This window comes from Sneathia vaginalis, from assembly GCF_000973085.1.
Taxonomy (GTDB): Bacteria; Fusobacteriota; Fusobacteriia; order Fusobacteriales; family Leptotrichiaceae; genus Sneathia; species Sneathia vaginalis.
This window is the reverse complement of the sequence record NZ_CP011280.1, coordinates 345,023-363,227: the sequence shown is the minus strand read 5'-3', so window position 1 is coordinate 363,227 and position 18,205 is coordinate 345,023. Positions and strand designations below refer to the sequence as shown.

The 18,205-nt window shown below is 27.0% G+C and carries 19 protein-coding genes and 1 riboswitch; of the genes, 2 read left to right on the top strand and 17 right to left on the bottom strand.

The window, feature by feature from the left end:
* Positions 1–51: 51 nt before the first annotated feature.
* The gene (gene uvrC, locus VC03_RS01750; RefSeq protein WP_046328397.1) at positions 52–1,794 is read right to left on the bottom strand and encodes an excinuclease ABC subunit UvrC; all 1,743 of its coding nucleotides are present in this window, start codon (positions 1,792–1,794) and stop codon (positions 52–54) included.
* Position 1,795: 1 nt separating this feature from the next.
* The gene (locus VC03_RS01745) at positions 1,796–2,152 is read right to left on the bottom strand and encodes an OsmC family protein (protein ID WP_046328396.1); all 357 of its coding nucleotides are present in this window, start codon (positions 2,150–2,152) and stop codon (positions 1,796–1,798) included.
* A gap of 88 nt (positions 2,153–2,240) precedes the next feature.
* Between VC03_RS01745 and VC03_RS01740 the strand changes: the two genes are divergently transcribed.
* On the top strand, positions 2,241–2,732 hold the full coding sequence (locus tag VC03_RS01740; protein WP_046328395.1) for a DUF1439 domain-containing protein: 492 nt from the start codon (positions 2,241–2,243) through the stop codon (positions 2,730–2,732).
* Positions 2,733–2,764: 32 nt separating this feature from the next.
* Here VC03_RS01740 and VC03_RS01735 read toward each other — a convergent pair whose 3' ends face one another.
* The 14 genes from VC03_RS01735 to VC03_RS01670 form a co-directional block, all read right to left on the bottom strand.
* Positions 2,765–3,655 carry an ABC transporter permease gene (locus VC03_RS01735; RefSeq protein WP_046328394.1) on the bottom strand — a complete coding sequence of 297 codons (891 nt, stop codon included), beginning with the start codon at positions 3,653–3,655 and terminating at the stop codon, positions 2,765–2,767.
* A gap of 9 nt (positions 3,656–3,664) precedes the next feature.
* On the bottom strand, positions 3,665–4,627 hold the full coding sequence (gene opp4B, locus VC03_RS01730) for an oligopeptide ABC transporter permease (RefSeq protein ID WP_046328393.1): 963 nt from the start codon (positions 4,625–4,627) through the stop codon (positions 3,665–3,667).
* A gap of 1 nt (position 4,628) precedes the next feature.
* Positions 4,629–5,585, bottom strand: a complete 957-nt coding sequence (locus tag VC03_RS01725) for an ATP-binding cassette domain-containing protein (protein ID WP_046328392.1) — start codon at positions 5,583–5,585, stop codon at positions 4,629–4,631.
* On the bottom strand, positions 5,578–6,585 hold the full coding sequence (locus VC03_RS01720) for an ABC transporter ATP-binding protein (protein ID WP_046328391.1): 1,008 nt from the start codon (positions 6,583–6,585) through the stop codon (positions 5,578–5,580). The genes VC03_RS01725 and VC03_RS01720 overlap by 8 nt, the downstream gene beginning before the upstream one ends.
* 118 nt (positions 6,586–6,703) lie before the next feature.
* Complete coding sequence (locus VC03_RS01715; RefSeq protein ID WP_046328390.1) at positions 6,704–7,639, bottom strand: hypothetical protein; 936 nt, start codon at positions 7,637–7,639, stop codon at positions 6,704–6,706.
* Between the two features lie 9 nt (positions 7,640–7,648).
* The gene (locus VC03_RS01710; RefSeq protein WP_046328389.1) at positions 7,649–10,063 is read right to left on the bottom strand and encodes a PAAR-like protein; all 2,415 of its coding nucleotides are present in this window, start codon (positions 10,061–10,063) and stop codon (positions 7,649–7,651) included.
* Complete coding sequence (locus VC03_RS01705; protein ID WP_046328388.1) at positions 9,972–10,766, bottom strand: hypothetical protein; 795 nt, start codon at positions 10,764–10,766, stop codon at positions 9,972–9,974. Before VC03_RS01705 ends, VC03_RS01710 begins: the two co-directional genes overlap by 92 nt.
* A gap of 7 nt (positions 10,767–10,773) precedes the next feature.
* Positions 10,774–12,015, bottom strand: coding sequence for a hypothetical protein (locus VC03_RS01700; protein ID WP_046328387.1), 1,242 nt, complete (start codon positions 12,013–12,015; stop codon positions 10,774–10,776).
* Positions 11,996–12,385 (bottom strand): hypothetical protein, encoded by a 390-nt coding sequence (locus tag VC03_RS01695; protein WP_046328386.1) that lies wholly within the window; start codon positions 12,383–12,385, stop codon positions 11,996–11,998. Before VC03_RS01695 ends, VC03_RS01700 begins: the two co-directional genes overlap by 20 nt.
* Positions 12,382–12,936, bottom strand: coding sequence for a hypothetical protein (locus tag VC03_RS01690; RefSeq protein WP_046328385.1), 555 nt, complete (start codon positions 12,934–12,936; stop codon positions 12,382–12,384). The genes VC03_RS01695 and VC03_RS01690 overlap by 4 nt, the downstream gene beginning before the upstream one ends.
* Positions 12,929–13,963 carry a hypothetical protein gene (locus VC03_RS01685; RefSeq protein WP_046328384.1) on the bottom strand — a complete coding sequence of 345 codons (1,035 nt, stop codon included), beginning with the start codon at positions 13,961–13,963 and terminating at the stop codon, positions 12,929–12,931. The genes VC03_RS01690 and VC03_RS01685 overlap by 8 nt, the downstream gene beginning before the upstream one ends.
* 122 nt (positions 13,964–14,085) lie before the next feature.
* A complete protein-coding gene (locus VC03_RS01680) occupies positions 14,086–14,814 on the bottom strand; it encodes an ABC transporter ATP-binding protein (RefSeq protein WP_046328383.1) in 729 nt (242 codons plus the stop codon).
* A complete protein-coding gene (locus VC03_RS01675; protein ID WP_046328382.1) occupies positions 14,795–15,766 on the bottom strand; it encodes an ABC transporter substrate-binding protein in 972 nt (323 codons plus the stop codon). The genes VC03_RS01680 and VC03_RS01675 overlap by 20 nt, the downstream gene beginning before the upstream one ends.
* Positions 15,767–15,775: 9 nt before the next feature.
* Complete coding sequence (locus VC03_RS01670; RefSeq protein ID WP_046328381.1) at positions 15,776–16,504, bottom strand: ABC transporter permease; 729 nt, start codon at positions 16,502–16,504, stop codon at positions 15,776–15,778.
* 52 nt (positions 16,505–16,556) lie between these two features.
* Positions 16,557–16,646, bottom strand: a riboswitch (TPP riboswitch).
* Positions 16,647–16,772: 126 nt separating this feature from the next.
* On the opposite strand from VC03_RS01670, the gene VC03_RS01665 reads away from it, so the two are divergent.
* The gene (locus tag VC03_RS01665; RefSeq protein WP_046328380.1) at positions 16,773–17,489 is read left to right on the top strand and encodes a YebC/PmpR family DNA-binding transcriptional regulator; all 717 of its coding nucleotides are present in this window, start codon (positions 16,773–16,775) and stop codon (positions 17,487–17,489) included.
* A 37-nt stretch (positions 17,490–17,526) separates the two neighbouring features.
* On the opposite strand, the gene VC03_RS01660 is transcribed toward VC03_RS01665, so the two are convergent.
* Positions 17,527–18,156: a YoaK family protein gene (locus VC03_RS01660; protein WP_046328379.1), complete on the bottom strand. Its 630-nt coding sequence runs from the start codon at positions 18,154–18,156 to the stop codon at positions 17,527–17,529.
* Positions 18,157–18,205 lie beyond the last annotated feature (49 nt).

The following is an 18,205-nucleotide window of genomic DNA, read 5'->3' as shown; positions in this document are numbered from 1 at the left end:
CTCCATTCATTTATTCAAACTAATTATACCTAATATTTTAAAAAAAACAATTTAATTTTCAGAAATAGCCTTTGCTATTTTCTCTGGAACATATTTTTTTAACTCATCAATACTTGCATTGAATACATTATCTACAGTTTTAAAATTCTTCAATAGTTCTTTTTTTCTCTTAGGTCCTATGCCTTCTATTTCATCTAACCTACTTTTTAGTACTCTTTTTGAACGCAATAGTTTGTGATAAGTTATACTAAATCTATGAACTTCATCCTGAAAACTTGTTATTAAATTAAATAACTTTTCATTGCCTTTTAAATCGTATACTCTTTCATCATCGCACAATCCATATGTTCTGTGTTTATTGTCCTTATACATACCAAAAACTGGTATGTATATATTTTCTTTTGCTAATGTCTTTCGTATAACACCAACATGAGTTTTACCACCGTCTAATAATATTAGATCAGGATATGGTGGATGATTCAATCTTCTTAAAATCACCTCTTTCATGCTGTGATAGTCATCTGGTCCTACAACAGTTTTTATCTTGTATTTCTTGTACATCTTCGTTTGTTTTTTACCATTAACGAACACTACTTGTCCTGCTACACTGTCTACACCTTGTATATTTGATATGTCGTAACTTTCGATTATTCTTGGATATTTAGGTAGGTCTAGCATTTCTTTTAAATCTTCTAATATTGCATTTAACTTCCTCTTTTCGTTAAAATATCTGCTCTTCTCATTTTCTAGATTTAAATTTGCTAGTTTTAATAAGTTATGTAGTCGTCCTTTTTTAGGAAAAACTACTCTAACATTCTTATTCTTTTCAGTTTTAAACCAACCCTCTAATATATCTTTTTTATCTTCATACATCTCATCTAATACAACAGTTTTAGGTGCCAATATTTTTTCATAATATCTTGCTATAACACTGTCTATCAAGTCATTGTCTACTAATATATCTATTACTTTAGATGTTTTGGAAATTAATTTCCCATTTCTTATACTTAATATGCATATGAATAGCTTCTTATCATTTTTATCTATTGTAACAATGTCTTCATCATTTTCCCTTGTAGATTCTGTTATTTGGTATGCCAAAAGCTTTTTTAATGCTTTTATTCTTTCTCTTTCTATTATTGCTTTTTCAAACTCTAAATTCTCACTGAATTTTTCCATTCTTTCTTCGAGATATTTTAGAACGTCAGTTTTTTTTGAATTTAAGAATAGTAATAGTTGTCTTACATTTTCTTGATATTCTTCTTTTATTTCAGGCTTTTTAAAAAAACTAGGGCCATTTGATAAATCTATGTGGTAGTCTATATATTCTTTCCCATCTTTATTTACTACTTTAACCTTAGTATCTTTTAATTTAAACACTTTTTTTAAATTCATTACAACTTCCTTCATATTAACATTAGGGAATGGGCCAAAATAATACGCATCATCGCTCACTCTTCTAACAACTAATATTCTTGGAAATTCTTCTTTTGTTATTTTTAAATATGGATATGTTTTTTGATCTTTTAATAAAATATTATACTTAGGTTTATGCTTTTTTATTAGATTATTTTCAAGTATAAATGCCTCTAATTCTGTATTGCATATGAAAAAATCTATATTTTCTATATTTTTCACTAGTTCCATTGTTTTTGTGTTATGTGTACCTGTAAAATATGAACTAACTCTATTTTTTAGATTCTTTGCCTTACCTATATATATTATTTCACCATTTTTATCTTTCATCATATATACCCCTGGATTCAAAGGTATATCAACTTTTTTTATATCCATTTTACTTTCCTATAATCTTATAGCTTATTTCCTTATTTAACATTTGCGATACTGTACAATATTTTTTAATATATTCTTTAATTTCACTAGCTTCCACTTCAGTTATCTCTTTGTCTATTTCAATATCAAACTTAAAGCTTCCATCGTATTCCAGATTAGATTTTATCTCTATATCCTTTATACCCTTTCTTAAATAATATCCTCTAACGCACATTAATGCACAACCACTAAGTGCTACTACTACATAACCAACAGGTGTTGTTCCTAATTTTTTGTCCTTATCCATTTCGTATAGGAAATCTTCTGTTGTTGCTTTTACAATAAAGCCAGTATTAGTTTTTGCTTCTACCTTGTACATACTTATCCTCCCATTCTTTCATATATTCTACTAATTTTTGCTTTTTTTTTCAACACAATATGGTATAATATTCGTTGGTGATAAAATTATGAAGAAATTTATTCTATTATTTATTATTCTTCCATTCGTTTCACTTGCCTTTTCAGTTGCAATACCAAATGTTGCAATTGACTATGGGATTAAAAAAATTTTCCCTGTTGAAAAAGCAAAGTACGGAAGCAAGATTAAAGTCTTTAATCCTGAAATTAAGATAGAAGATAATAAATTTAAATTAAAAACTGATTATACAGCTAGTGTACTACTTAAAAAGTTTAAAGGTAATATGTATTTTGAATCTAATGTTAGGTTTGATAATGTGACAAATGATATTTATTTAGATAAAGTTAAATTAGTTAAAATAACTGATGGTAAGCATGAATTCATGCCTGAATCTAACTTCATCTCAACTGCTTTAATGAATAGCATATACCCTATTGTTGAAAAAAAGAGTATATACAACACTAAAGAACATTCACTAACAAAATTATTACCTATCAATGATATTACTATAAATGATAATAGACTTTTAGTAGATTTTTAAAAAATGAGGGAATTTAAAAACCCTCATTTTTTCTATCCTAATCTTTGTCTTGCGTCTGTTGCTCTCTTTAAAGCTTGCCCTACATAGTTTATACATAACATCAACACTAAAATTAATAATGATGCTGGTAACCATACCCATAATTTTGATGAAATTATTTCTGGTTTTGATGCATATGTTATTAATGTACCTAATGATGGTGTTGCAGGTGGTAACCCATAACCTAAATATGTAAGTCCTGTTTCTATACCTATGTTACCTGCAAAAGTCAATGTTAAATCTACTAATATTATTGAACTAATATTAGGTAATAATTCTGTTAACATTATCTTAATATCACTAGTTCCTAATGTCTTTGATGCACTTATATAGTCTTTTCTAGCTTCTGATAATGCTTTTGATCTAATAAGTCTTGCTGTTCCTACCCACATAAATGCAGTTAGTATTAGTATAAACTTAAATGCTGTAAACTTTGGTACTATTGTTATAAATACAATTATTACCATTGTTGTTGGTAAGATTATAATAAAGTCTATAATACGCATTATTATATTATCTACTCTACCTGCATAGTATCCAGATATTAAACCTATAGATATACCAATAATTTGTGAAATAAATGTTACACAAAATCCTATAATTATAGAATTTCTTGCACCTATTATTAATTGTCCTAAAATAGAACGTCCACCTGAGTCAGCTCCTAACCAGAAACCTTCTCCTGGTCTTGCATACTTATCTAATAAGCTTACAGTCATTACTTCATCTTGATTAAGTAATGCTGAAGAAATAAATATTATTAAAATTAATGCTACAAGTATTATAAGTGACACTAATGCTATCTTATCTTTAATGAACTCTCTTTTTATGATTTCAAATCCAGTAGGTGCTTTGGTTATTTCTTTTTTTTCTTTCTTTTCCATTTTGCCCTCCTACTCTATTCTTATTCTAGGATCTACTATACTTAGAATTATATCTGATAGTAATGTTCCTAATAATGTTAAGATACCATACATTAATATTAATGCTGTTATAATACTGTAATCTCTTGAACTAATTGATGATATAAATAATTGTCCCATTCCAGGGTAACCAAATATTGTTTCAATAAATACTGATCCACCAAGTAAACCTGTTATAGTATAACCAAAAAATGCTGCAATTGGCAATAGTGAATTTCTAAATATGTGTTTTGTATAAACCTTGTTTACTGGAACACCTTTACTTCTAGCTGTTTTTACATAATCCATTTGTTTTGAATCTATAACTTCGTTTCTTAAATACTGTATAGTTCCTACTGTACTTAATAAAGCGTATGTTATTGATGGTAATAGAATATGATAGAATCTATTTATAATATATCCAAACGTTCCTGGTTTTATTCCTAAATCAACTGACCCTGATGTAGGGAATAATCTTAAAGTATATCCAAATAACCATAGCATTAGTATTGATAATACAAATGTTGGTATTGCATAACTTATATAGTTATATAATATTACAATTTTATCAAATTTAGAACCGTTATATCTACCTGCTAATATACCTAAAGGTATAGATATAGCATATGATAAGATAACACTGAATAATGATAATATAAATGTATTATATCCTCTTTGTCCTATTAAAGTTGTAACTTTTAACTTATATGTATAACTTATACCCAAGTCTCCATGGAATAAGTTTCTTATCCATCTAATATATTGTATATACCAAGGATCATTTAATCCTAAAGATTGTCTTAATTCTGCTATTCTAGCTGGTGATATGTTAGGATCTATTAATCCTGAGAATGGATCTCCTGGCATCATTTTAGCTAATATAAAGACTAATATACTTAGTATTACAATTTGAGGTATCATAATTAAAATTCTTCTTAACGTTGTTTTCCACATTTTATTTCACCTCTTTCAATGCGACAAAATGTGTTTCATTTTTGTTAGTTTTATCTAATGGTATTAAATCAAATACTTTACCATTTTTATCGTAATACACATTTTCTTTTTCTTTGTATTCTTTTTCAACTAACAATCTATATTCTCTATTTTTATCCCTAGTTTCTGGATTTATATCAGGAATAGCCGCAATTAATCTCTTTGTATAAATATGTTTAGGATCTGTATATATATCTTTTTTTATACCTTTTTCAACAAATCTTCCCCTATACATAATGTATATTTCATCACACATGTGTTTTACTACACCTAAATCGTGAGAAATAAATATATAACTTAAACCAAATTGTTTTTGTATATCTTTCATATAATTTAAGACTTGTGCTTGCACTGATAAATCTAATGCAGACACTGGTTCATCAGCTATAATTAATTTAGGTTTAGTTGCTACAGATCTTGCAACACCTATTCTTTGTCTTTGACCACCTGAGAATTCAAATGGATACTTATATGCTGTATCTTCTGTCATACCTACTATTTCTAATAGTTCTATAACCTTTCTCTTTTCTTCTTCTGGTGTCAATCTTTCAAAATTTCTTAAAGGTTCAGCAATAATATCTAGAACTCTTTTTTTAGGATTTAATGATGACATTGAATCTTGGAATATCATTTGTACATCTTTTCTATATGATGACTTTCTTTTAATTTTATTTAATGATATTTCTTCTCCTTTGTATAACACTTTACCTTCTGTAACTTTTTCTAATCCTATTATTGACTTACCTATTGTAGACTTACCACTACCAGATTCTCCAACAAGTCCATAACTCTTTCCTTGTTCTATTACCATATCTACACCATCAACAGCATAAACATAGTCTATTATTCTATTGAAAAAGCCTCCTCTAATTGGATAATGTACCTTTAGTCCTTTTACTTCCATTACTATATTACTCATTTATATCACTTCCATTATCAAAGTGGAAATTTTTGTAACATGTGCATCTTACAAAATGATTTTTTGATACTTCATGTAACACTGGATTTTCTTCATGTTCACTCTTAGCTATCCATGGTATTCTTTCTGAAAATCTACATCCTTTTCTTGGTAAATTCTTTAATGATGGAACAGTACCTTGTATAACATGTAAATGTTCAGTTTCTTTATCTAATTGTGGTATAGAGCTTAATAGTGATCTTGTATATGGATGTTTAGGATTTTTAAATAATTCATTAACATCAGCAAGTTCAACTATTTCACCCGCATACATAACTGCTACCCTGTCAGCCATTTCAGCAACTACACCCAAATCGTGTGTTATTAAAATAATACCAGCCCCTATTTCATCTTCCAATTCTTTAATTAAATCAAGAATTTGTGCTTGTATTGTGACATCTAGAGCTGTTGTTGGTTCATCGGCTATTAATATATCAGGTTTACATGATAAGGCAATTGCAATTATTACTCTTTGTCTCATACCCCCTGATAATTCATGTGGAAATCTATTTATAACTCTTTGGGGATTAGGAATTCCAACTCTTTCTATTAATTCTAATACCCTTTCTTTTCTTTCTTTTTCATTTAATTTTGTATGGTATAATAATCCTTCTTCAATTTGTTGACCTATTTTCATAAGAGGGTTTAATGCAGATAAAGGATCTTGAAAAATCATACCTATTTTATTACCTCTAATTTTATTATATTGTTCTTCATCGAGACCAACTAAATTTTTACCCTCAAATAGAATACTACCTTCTACTTTAGTGATATTTGGATCGTGTAGACCTATTATTGATGTAGCTAATGTACTTTTACCACATCCTGACTCTCCAACTATGGCAAGAACTTCGTTTTTGCACAAATCAAGCGTCACATCATCTACTGCATTGTAATAATTATCTTTAATACGAAAACCTGTATTTAAATTTTGTATTTTCAGCAATGTTTCACTTTCCAAACTATGACACTCCTTTCTCTCACTTCATATAGCTTTTAACTACTAGAATTCTATTTTACAATATTTTAAAGTAAATTACAAGGATTTAGGACTGTCAGTTAGTTTAAAATAGTTTACATTACCAAATATAATTATATGATAAGCCTCCCTTATACCCTCCTGTATTCTTACCTACAGATAAAGAAAATTTATGTTTTTCTTTTAAATTAACATCAAATTGCATATCTACATCATGTGTAATATAGTTGTTTGCTGGTTTTTCAACATTTTTGTTAAATATATTATACTTGTTTAAATTATTTAATCTTTTGTCTAGTGAATATCCTAAAGACAATTTAAACTTATTTTCTTTACCAAAAATATATCCAATTCTTGCTAAACCTCCTATGCTAGCATTTATTCCTTTTTTTAATTCTATCTTATCTTCATTTTGATCTAAAACATTAGAATCTAAATTAAATGTATAACTTGCTCTTACTCCTGGTTCAACAAAAAATGTGCTACCTAAGCTTGTTCTAATATCTATACCTCCATATACACCTAAATAATTTTGTTTAAATGCTTTTTCATATTCTACATTAGTATAATTAAATTTATGCTCTGTGTTAATTTTTAACTTATAATCTGGCATATATGATTTAGCATATATACCTACATTTACTCCATTTAATTTATTATTATTTATTTTACCATTAACATAGCCCATATTTAGACCTAATGTGGCATTATTACCTTCAAAGTCAAATACTTTACCAAAATTAAATTTTGTATTTATGTTGTATTCATCTTTGTTACCTATAAAGTATGTATTATTACCTATTTCATATTTAGAATTTTCATCTTCTATACTTTCTAGGAAATTTTCACCACTTGTTTTTTCACTTGATACATTAAAATTTGATAATTCATAATTAATAGATTTAATTTGTAAATCTCTTAATTTATCACTTGTATCTATTACATATTTTTTCTCTTCATCTAAAGTTTCATATTTTATTCCTTCTGCGATACTTATGCTTGATAACACAAGACATAATAAATATATTTTTTTCATTTTTTCCTCCTATTTTGGCCAATATATTCCTTGTACTCTTTTATTTTTAGGAAAATAGCTCTTTTTAATTTTTTTTGATTGATTACCTCCAAGACACAAATAACCATTGTCATCTTCTGTGACTATAAAGGAACAATGACCTCTACCATTCCCATAATTTAGTACTAATATTGCACCGAATTTACCCTTCTTTATTTTATTAAAATATTTTTTACCCTCTTTTGAATAAAAACACTGTGATGAGGGTGATTTTAAACCAGTTTTTAGAATAAAGTTTACAAATGAAGCACACCACGGTGTTTTCATATCTCCATTTATTCCTCCACCTTCTTTATGATACATTCTTACCCTATCATTTAATTCTTGACCAGAATACCTACTCATATATTCATTGTATACATCCTTCATCCAAGTACATTTTGGATAATGGCTACTTTTCTCTTTATACGCTGAATATATTACTGGTAACTGCTTTTTAGCTTTACTTATGAATTTTTCAAAATCTAATTCTTTAGATAGACTTCTACCTACATCTAACCACTTATCTTTTATCCTATTATCATTTAATCTTCCATAAAAATATCCCATTATGATTTTAGCTAGCGGGTAGATATTAACTATACATTCAATATCATTATCAACTACTGGTATACAATTTTCGTTGTATAATTTTTTATCATCATACTTAGGCTTTAATTTTTCTCTAAAAAGTTTTATACAATGTATATCTATCCTTCCTACATGTAGGTATGAACTATACACATATCTTGCAAATCTATTAAAATATCTTTTTTCTAGGTCATAATATATATTTTTTATATCCTTATAGTCCTCAAGACTATACTTTATATCATGATCAATTTTTGATATTTCTTTTAGATTACTTGTTTTTTGATTAGGGTCTGTTATACTTATTACCCCACCAAAGGTACACATACATTTTGAATTACTTATTAATGCTGCCTTATCACCTATTGATATATTTTTCTTCTTTTCCCATACACCTAAAGTAGGTACACAAACTTTATTAGCATGACATTCTTTAAATGGTTCTATCATCCTATCATATATAGTTGCACATGGTTTTGAATCTATATATTTTTTAGATGATATAACTAACAACTTACTTTCTGTACTACTCATCGTGCAACGTATTTTTGCACCAGAACATACTAATTGTTCTTTTTCTGCTTTATTATTATCTGTGTATAGGGCTTCATAAAACTTGTATATATTATAGCTAGACCTTAACCTCATATTGTATTCTAGAGAACTTCTAGTCGGAAACTTACCCTTTATTTTATCTACACTAGTCGTATTTTTTAAATAACTTTTGTACTCTTTATCATACATAAAATCAGATATTTTTCTTAATGAGTACTCCCTGTATGATTTATCACTTTTAAGTAATGATAATATTACCTCAGATATATTAAATGGTTTTATTGAATGTAAGAAGCTATAATTTTCATAAGTTAAACCATTTTCATTTTCATCTAGGGCTAATAAGTAGTTTCTTAAAATATTTTGCTTATCATTTGGATATTCATCTAAATACTTACTTTCTACCCTAGTTATACTTTTAATTAGACATATCAATATGTTATCTAATAGTCTTCTTGCCCTTTTATACTTCCTTTTACCTTTTTTATCTATACTATAGCTTTTAGCTATTAAGTCCTCATCTTTAAAAAGTTTTAAGAATCTATAGTATTTTGTTTTAGGATATTCTTTTAATGGTAAGCTCTTACAGCTTAATTTTATATCATCCACATCAGCTATACCCATTTTTAATAAGTGTCTCTCACTAAATTCTTCCTTAGGTATACGTATTTTTATTACATCACTTATCTTATTAACAATAGCTTCCTTAGCCTTAGATTTAAATATGTTTTTAGCTATAGTCCCTATATTTTTTATTATCCCTTCACCTTCATACTTACAAGAAAGAAAACACAATGCATTTTCTAATTCTTCTAGTGGATCTTTAGAACGCATACAAAGGTTGTATAAAAAATCTATAGTATTAACATTATTTTCATTTTTAAAAAATTCTCTATAATCATCAAAATGCTCTTGTTTTACAATTTCCTTATTCTTCTTATCAACAGCTCTTAAAACTTCATTTAAATTCTTTTTATCTTTTTTATCTACTTTTGCATTAGTTGTATCCTCAAAATATTTTGTATACCTTTTATCACCATACTCATTATCAAATTTTTTCTGTAATATTTCATCAACTTCTTTATTATCATTAACTAATCTATGGTTATTATTACTATTATTATTCTCTTTTTTTATATACTCTTTTAGCTCATCTAATATCTTAGAATTATCTTGAGATTGTTGAGGTTGTTGAGGTTGTTCTTGTTTTATTGGTGTTTCTACTTTTTCTTCTTGTTTTTCCTTCTTTTTTCTTTTCAAACATTTTCTTTATTTTTTCACTAGTCTCTAATATTTTTGCTAGTTGTTCTTTTAAATCTTTTGTAGACTTTTGACCTATAAATTCTTCACCAGTATCTATTTTTATCTCATCTTCCTCTTTAACATTAGGAATTACCTTCTTTTTCTTTATTTCTCCCGTTATATATGTGATGTCATAATTCATCTTGTCATCTATATAGTGGGTTATGGGAATTTTATCCTTACAATAGATTGCTTTTTTTGAAAATAGCTTCTTTACCTTTCTTATACCAAATATATGACAAGCAATTAATATTCCTGCTGCACTAACCGTTATTATATTCTTCATAAACTTTGCATCTTCAATTGTCTTATTATCCTCAATATATTCCATATCAATTGTTTCAAAAACATCATCAACATATTTTTCTAATATATCTTTTAGTTCCTTTAATAGTACATATTTATCGTATTTTATAACTATCTCATCTTGTTTTATACGACCTTCTTCACAATGCAATAAATAACTTAAGTCTACATTAGGTTCTACTAAGTATATTTCATCCTTTTTCATTTTGTATCTGCCTATTTTTTCTGAAATTATATGTCCTTTTTCTGCTTTACCATATGAATAGTCTGATTTTAAATACTTTGTCGACATATCATCATAAAATTCATGTATCTCTTCTGGTATATTTTCATTTTCAAATTTTTTTAATTTCATATATCCCTCAATTGTTATATATCTTACTACCCTTAATTTTTACATCGCTACTGCTATTTAGTTCTATGTTTCCTTTTTTTGAAACAATATCTACATTATCTGCATATAGCTGTAAATCTTGCTTAGACTCTATGGCAATATATCCATTACTTATCTCATTAACCTTATTATTCGCTTTAATATTGATGTCACTTGCATCAATATTAAACTTATTATCCTCTATCTCAATAGTGCTTTTACCATTAGTAAAATTCCTCTTATCATCACTACAAAATCTATTACTTCCTTCATTATTAATGCAAAACGCAACTTTTGCATCATTTTCATTATTTGATGGAAAGTACACATCAACAATATCCCCTACATCTGGTGCTGGGAAAAATCCTGTATTAGACTTTGAATATGGTGTTGCAAAACTTAATATTTTCTTATTATTACTCTTATCTTTAATGCTTCTTGAGAAATCTACCCTCATAGCTGCAACATCTCTATTTGCTACTACATCCACTACTTTTGCTTCTATAAACGTACCTTTAATATTTTTAACTGGGATATATTTGTACACACCTTTTTTACAAAATTCAACCTTACTAAAATATATATTCTTCTTTTGTTCTACTTCAAGTTTACATATATATTCACCCTGATATTTATCACCAACTACATACATTTCATCCCTTGTCATATAGTATCTATTCTTATTCTTACTTCCATTTTCTAAAATATTATTTATAGATATATTTGAAATATCCTTTATACCAAATACTACTACACCGTTATAGCTAGTATACACAACTTCTTGTATGTCATAGAGTATTCTTTTTAAAAATTCATAGTCAGTTTCATCGTATTGTATATATAGCCTATTTGTTTTTACTTTTAAACTATCAGAATACATATACTTTATTTTATAATCTTTCATTATATTAGTTAATATATCAAGGTACGTAATATCTTCATCTTGAAATATTTCATACTTTTTAACTTCATCTAATTTTTTAGTATTAGAATACGCTATTATACTAGCCCTTTTCCCATCTATACCAAATTTTGAAGTATATATTTCATAAATTACTCCTGTAAAATATTTTGTTTTATCTTCAATCTCTATTGATTTACCTTGTAATTTTTCTAAATTTAATATTTCTAACTCTAAATATATTTTGGTGTGTTTATTGAATTCGGAACTCAACTTAAATTCTTTTATTGTATATTCTTTTATTTCCTTATCATCTATCCTTATTTTCATTAGTATTCACCACAATTTCTTTATTATCCCCTAAAAATTTTTGTAATAAATACAATTTAAATGTTGCATCTTTTTCATAGAATTTCTGTGTTAGCTTGTAGATGTATAACTTAGGAAAAAGATAGCTCATATCATCTATATTAACAAAAACATCAAAATATTTATCTTTTAACTTAATTAAGTCCGATATTAAATCCTTACTTTTAACCACTCCATTATCTTTAGTAAAAATCTTACCTTCAACCAAAACTTGTATTCTGTTTTTATCGTTTATATAGCTCTGCTCTATATCTTGCATAATATTTATTTCTACATTTTCTATTACGCTATGTTCTATTAAAAGATTATCCATCTTTACTTCATATTTCATAGACTTATCCACCTTTCATAAAATGAAAATTCTTCTATATCTAAAAAAAGAAAATTATTAAAAAAATACTTACATTCAATTCCTATAGGTAAAAAATTATCTATTATCTCTTCCATTATATCCAATATATTTTTATCCTTATTGTAATCTAGGATGATGTAGAACATATTATTCTTTCTATATACCATATAGCTTGAAAAAGTGTTTCTAAGGCATGCAAAAAACACATACATACTGTCTTTTATATATCTTGACTTATACTTCCATTTAGAAATGATATAGTTTTTATCACTTCTTGATAAAGACAGTCTATTATTCATCATACTATATCTAATATATGCTAAGAGTTTAATGTAAAAATCGTATAATGCCTTATACTCTTCATTATCTAAATACATATTTAACATAGGTAAATTAACGTATGCTACATCTTTACCACTATTAAATCCTGATAAACTTAACTCAAAATATGGTATATATCCCTCATACTGTATGTTTTCTATTTTCTTTAAATATATGTACCACAAATACGGGTAAAAATTACTAGCCATATACTCTTACCTCGTATGTCGTTAAATTATTATTTAAATAATTTACTAAGTGAATAACATCATCATAATTTTGTATTTTTTCTAATTTTAAATATAGGTAACTGTTTTTTAATTTCAAAATTTGTTTGTTGTAATCTGGAATAATTAGATGTGATAGATTTTCATTTGAATAGAATAAGTCTTTTATAGTTATACCATAATTAACTTTAAATATTTTTACTATATCTTTCAAACTTACAATATTTCTTAATTTTAAATTATTAACCGTATAGTTTGATATGAACCTCTCATCAAATTTGGTAACCCTTAATATATTAAAGCAGTATAAATCATCTTTTGTACTAAATATTTTAACATTATCCTCATAATTTAATACATCATCTATGTACCTTTCATCTTCATGTAATAGGTAATAGTCAATATTAGATTTGTCTAATGTGTATAGATATGAAATGTCATCTAGTATGGTTAAACTTTTTTTGCTTATTTGCTGTATCTTTTCTATATTCCAATATATATTCATATTAAAAACATAGTCATCACCAAGTCCATAATCAATAATTGCATCTGTTTTATCTTCTAAATAGTCTATATCCTCTAATATTTTCACCCTATACATTCTATTAATATATCTTTTATCAAAACTTTGCCATGGTAGATTTGATAGTATAAAGGACTTATACAATATATTTACCTGTTCATTAAATCTTTCATCTTTTTCTAGAATAAATTTAAATTTAAACTTTTCACTTCCTAATATATATTGTCCAATAAATGTCATACCCTCTATATCTTCTAACTCATAGTATTCTTTTTTTATATATACACAATCATCAACATCTTGTACCATAGGAAAAAGAAAATATGAATATTTTTCATTATCTTTTTCTAGTACACAGGTATATATATTAGGTATACTTGTATCGTTGTTTATTAGCTCCTTTAAATGACTAAGCCCTTTATCTAGCTCATTTTTTATCCTATTTTCAAATAGATCTGTATGTTCTAAAAAATCTTTTTTATCCATTTATATCACCTCCTTGTTAATAGTTTACAGAATACAAAAAATTTTTTTAATATCTTTTTAACGAATATCACATTTCTTTTTTAAATGAAAATAAAAAAAAAATCTTAGTAACGATAAAATCGTTACCAAGATATTTTTTGTTTAATAACTTCATATATTTTTTTCTTTATTTCCATCATACTTTTTTCATCTTTTTGTATATCAAATTTTTTAACAAATTTACCTGGAACTCCTTGTATAACATAAACAGTATCTGATAAACGTATTGCCTCGTCTATATCATGTGTGATTAATAGGCAGGTTAGATTTAATTCCTTTTTTAGCTTTAAAAACCAATTATACATTGTATCTTTGGTGATATAGTCTAGTGCTGAAAATGGTTCATCTAAAAGAACTATTTTATCACTGAACATATATGTTCTAAGTAAAGCTACTCTTTGTCTTTGACCTCCTGATAATTCTTTAGGATATCTGTTACACAAATTTTCTAAACCAAACTTAGATAAATTTTCATTTATTTTCTTTTCTATTTCTTTCTTATTCACCTTTTTTATTGTTAATGGCAGGGCAATATTCTCATAAACTGTCATAAAAGGCAAAAGTAAATCTTTTTGTAGCATATAGCTTACTTTTGCAGTCTTACCAGTAATGTCTTCATTTTCTAAAAACACCTTACCACTAGTTGGTTTTATTAACCCCGCTATTATATTAAACAACGTAGATTTTCCAACTCCACTAGGACCTATTATCCCAACAATTTCTCCTTTTTTTACACAAAAAGATATGTCTTCTATTGTATTCTTCTTATTATCAAAACTATGACTAATATCTTTAATGTCCAAGATATTCATTTGTTACTCCAGCTCCACTATCTAGTTTTTTATCTATTAATTTCTTTTCATATAGCCAATTGTAGAATCTATCCCACTTAGCTATATCTACTTTACCCCATTCACCTTTTTCATTTAAGTAGTACTTAACTATACTCTTTTGACTTTCTCTTATCAATTCAGGATTTCCTTCTGGAGCATTCTTTATTAGAATATTTGCTGCTTCATCTGGATTTTCTACTGCAAATCTATATCCTTTTTCTAATGCTTTTAATACTTTTCTAGCTACTTCTGGTTTATTCTTTAAAAAGTCATTATTTGCTATTAAAACTGGTGTATAATAGTCAAATATTGGTTCATATTGTGCTAATGGGAAGAAATCTACATCTACTTTCTTTAATCTTGCATTAATTAAATCCCAATTGCTATATACAATAATGAAATCATATTGATTAGCAACTAAACCAGCTGTTGCATCTGTACTTTCACCAGGTATTTCTTGTAATTTATCTCCTACTAATGTCTTTACTGTTGCATCATCAATAGGATCTTGCCAAGTAGAATATCTTTTACCTTCTAAATCCTTAGGTGTCTTAGCTCCTAATGATTTTAAGCACATAAGTCCAGCAGTATTTTTTTGTAATATTGCTGCTATTGCAGTAATTGGTGTATTTTTCAATAATTTTTTAACTAAATTTGGTTGGAAATATATTCCAAGTTCAGCCTTTCCTGCTCCTACTACTGTTGCAGAACTATCTTCAGCTGGTTGTACTATTTCAAGATCTATTCCTTCTTCTTTGAAATATCCCTTATCTTTTGCAACAAATATACCAGTGTGGTTAGTATTTGGTACCCAGTCCAATACTAGTGTTACCTTCTCCAATTTCTTTTCAGGTTGTTTTGCTGCTCCACAACTTACAAATCCTAAAACCATAATTAATAAACTTAGTAAATGAAACAATCTCTTTTTCATGCCTTCCTCCTAATTTTTTACTATTTTCTTCTCTAATACATCTATAATAGACATAAGTAGTAGACTTAAAAAAGTTATGAAAAATATTACTGCAAACATTTTGTCTAATGCAAATGCTTTTTTTACTCTTGTCATATATACCCCAAGACCGTAATATCCACCTAGCCATTCAGCAATTACAGCTGATATTAATGAATATGACATTGATACTTTTAGTCCAGAGAAAAAATAACTTAAACTTGTTGGTATCTTTAGATATCTATACATTTGAAATGTATTTGCTCCCATAGATCTTAATAAGTTAATATTATCTTTATCTACTGCTTTAAATCCATTTAACAACGCTATTGTTATAGGGAAAAATGTAGATAAAACTACTAAAACTACCTTAGGTTTCATGTAATAGCCTAGCCATATTATTAATAAAGGAGCTATTGCTATTGTAGGTATTGTTTGAGTTAAGATAATTACGGGATAAAATATATCATATACAGGTTGATAAAGATCCATAACTAATGCTAATACAAAACTTAACACTATCCCTATAAACACACCTAAAAATGCAACTGTTAAAGTGTAATATGTGTGTTTCATAAGTAAATTAAAATCATGTATAAATGCCAGTATAACTTGGTATGGTGATGGTAGTAAAAACTCTGATATTATATGCATATCAGATAATATTTCCCATATTATTAGTAAAAGTATAACCAAGCTATAGTTTTTAATCTTTTTCATACCTATCTCCTAAAAAAAACTCTTCATTTCTGAAGAGAGTAAAAAAATGCAATAAAAAAATACATAAACTCCCTACGTCAGTATTACCTGTATCAGGTTAAGGGTATAATCTCAGCTTTTTACAGCACCCCTGTTTGTCAATAATATTATACACTATTTAAAAAAAATATCAAATAGAAAGTAAAATTAAATTTAAACTATTACATCCTCATTTTACAAGTCATTTATTTTGTGGTATAATTAATCATATTTTTTATTGGAGGAAATTATGGGAAGACACGGTACAATAGCAGGTCGTAAAGAAGCTCAAGACAAAAAAAGAGCAGCAGCCTTTACAAAATATGTAAGACTAATTACTGTTGCTGCAAGAGAAGGAGCTGACCCTGATTATAACGTAGCATTAAAGCATGCTATTGAAAAAGCAAAAAGCATTAATATGCCTAATGACAACATTCAAAGAGCTATAAAAAAAGGTTCTGGTGCTGATGGTAGTGTTTCATATGATGCACTTAACTATGAAGGATATGGACCAGGTGGTGTTGCATTAATAGTTGAAATCTTAACTGATAATAGAAACAGAACTGCTTCATCTGTTAAGAGCTTATTTGACAGATTTGGTGGAAATCTTGGAACACCAGGTTGTGTATCATATATGTTTAACAGAAAAGGTGTCATTGAAATAGAAAAAACAGATGATATAACTGAAGATGACATTATGGATGTTGCACTAGATGCTGGTATGGAAGATATTACTACATACGATGATAGTTTCTACATCACAACACCAACTGAAAACTTTGATTCAGTTTGTGATGCATTAAGAAAAGCAGGATTTACATTTATTGATTCTGATATTTCTTATGTCCCAACTATAGAAGTTGAAAATATGACTCCTGGTGACAAAGAAAGACTACAAAAATTAATTGATCAATTAGAAGACAATGATGATGTACAAAAAGTTCATCATAATTGTTCTGAATTATAGAAAAAAGCTCCCAATCTTTAAGATTGAGAGTTTTTTTTCAATTTTTATGAACTAAAAATCCTGAAATCCATATAGGTATTAGCATTAATAATATAGATACTTCTTTTAAATACCTTATCAAATATCCACCACATACAACTCCAGTACCGAAGCTAAATATTATTAATCCAAATATTTTTGCATTTTCATAATCTTTATAGGCTAAATGTTGTATAAGCTTTCTAGTATTTCCTGTACACATTGTAGACATGTACATTCTCTTCTTTATTTTAGTAAAAGTTTGTATTTGTATTCCACTTAACATAGATATTAAACAAACATCTACTATCATAACACTTTTAGCCCTTAAGATGTATATAAGGAATATTAAAACTGTTTCGATAAATAATACATATAATCTCCAGTGTAATTTATTACCAGACAATTTATTTCTAACTATTATAGATATAATTATACCTAATGCAAAACCTATTATAGGGAAAATATATTTTATTAATACTGCATAATTTTTGTTAGATAAATTAAATAACATCATTACAATATTACCCGTTATGGTTGTTGCAAAGACATGACCTTTTAAAATAAATGAATATATTTCAAGAAATCCACCAACAAACGTTAACATCATTGATACTTCTATTGATTCAGAAACTTGTCTTGGCTCCATATCTCTCCTCCTTTTGTATATTTTAGCACAATATTTATTTTTTTGTAAT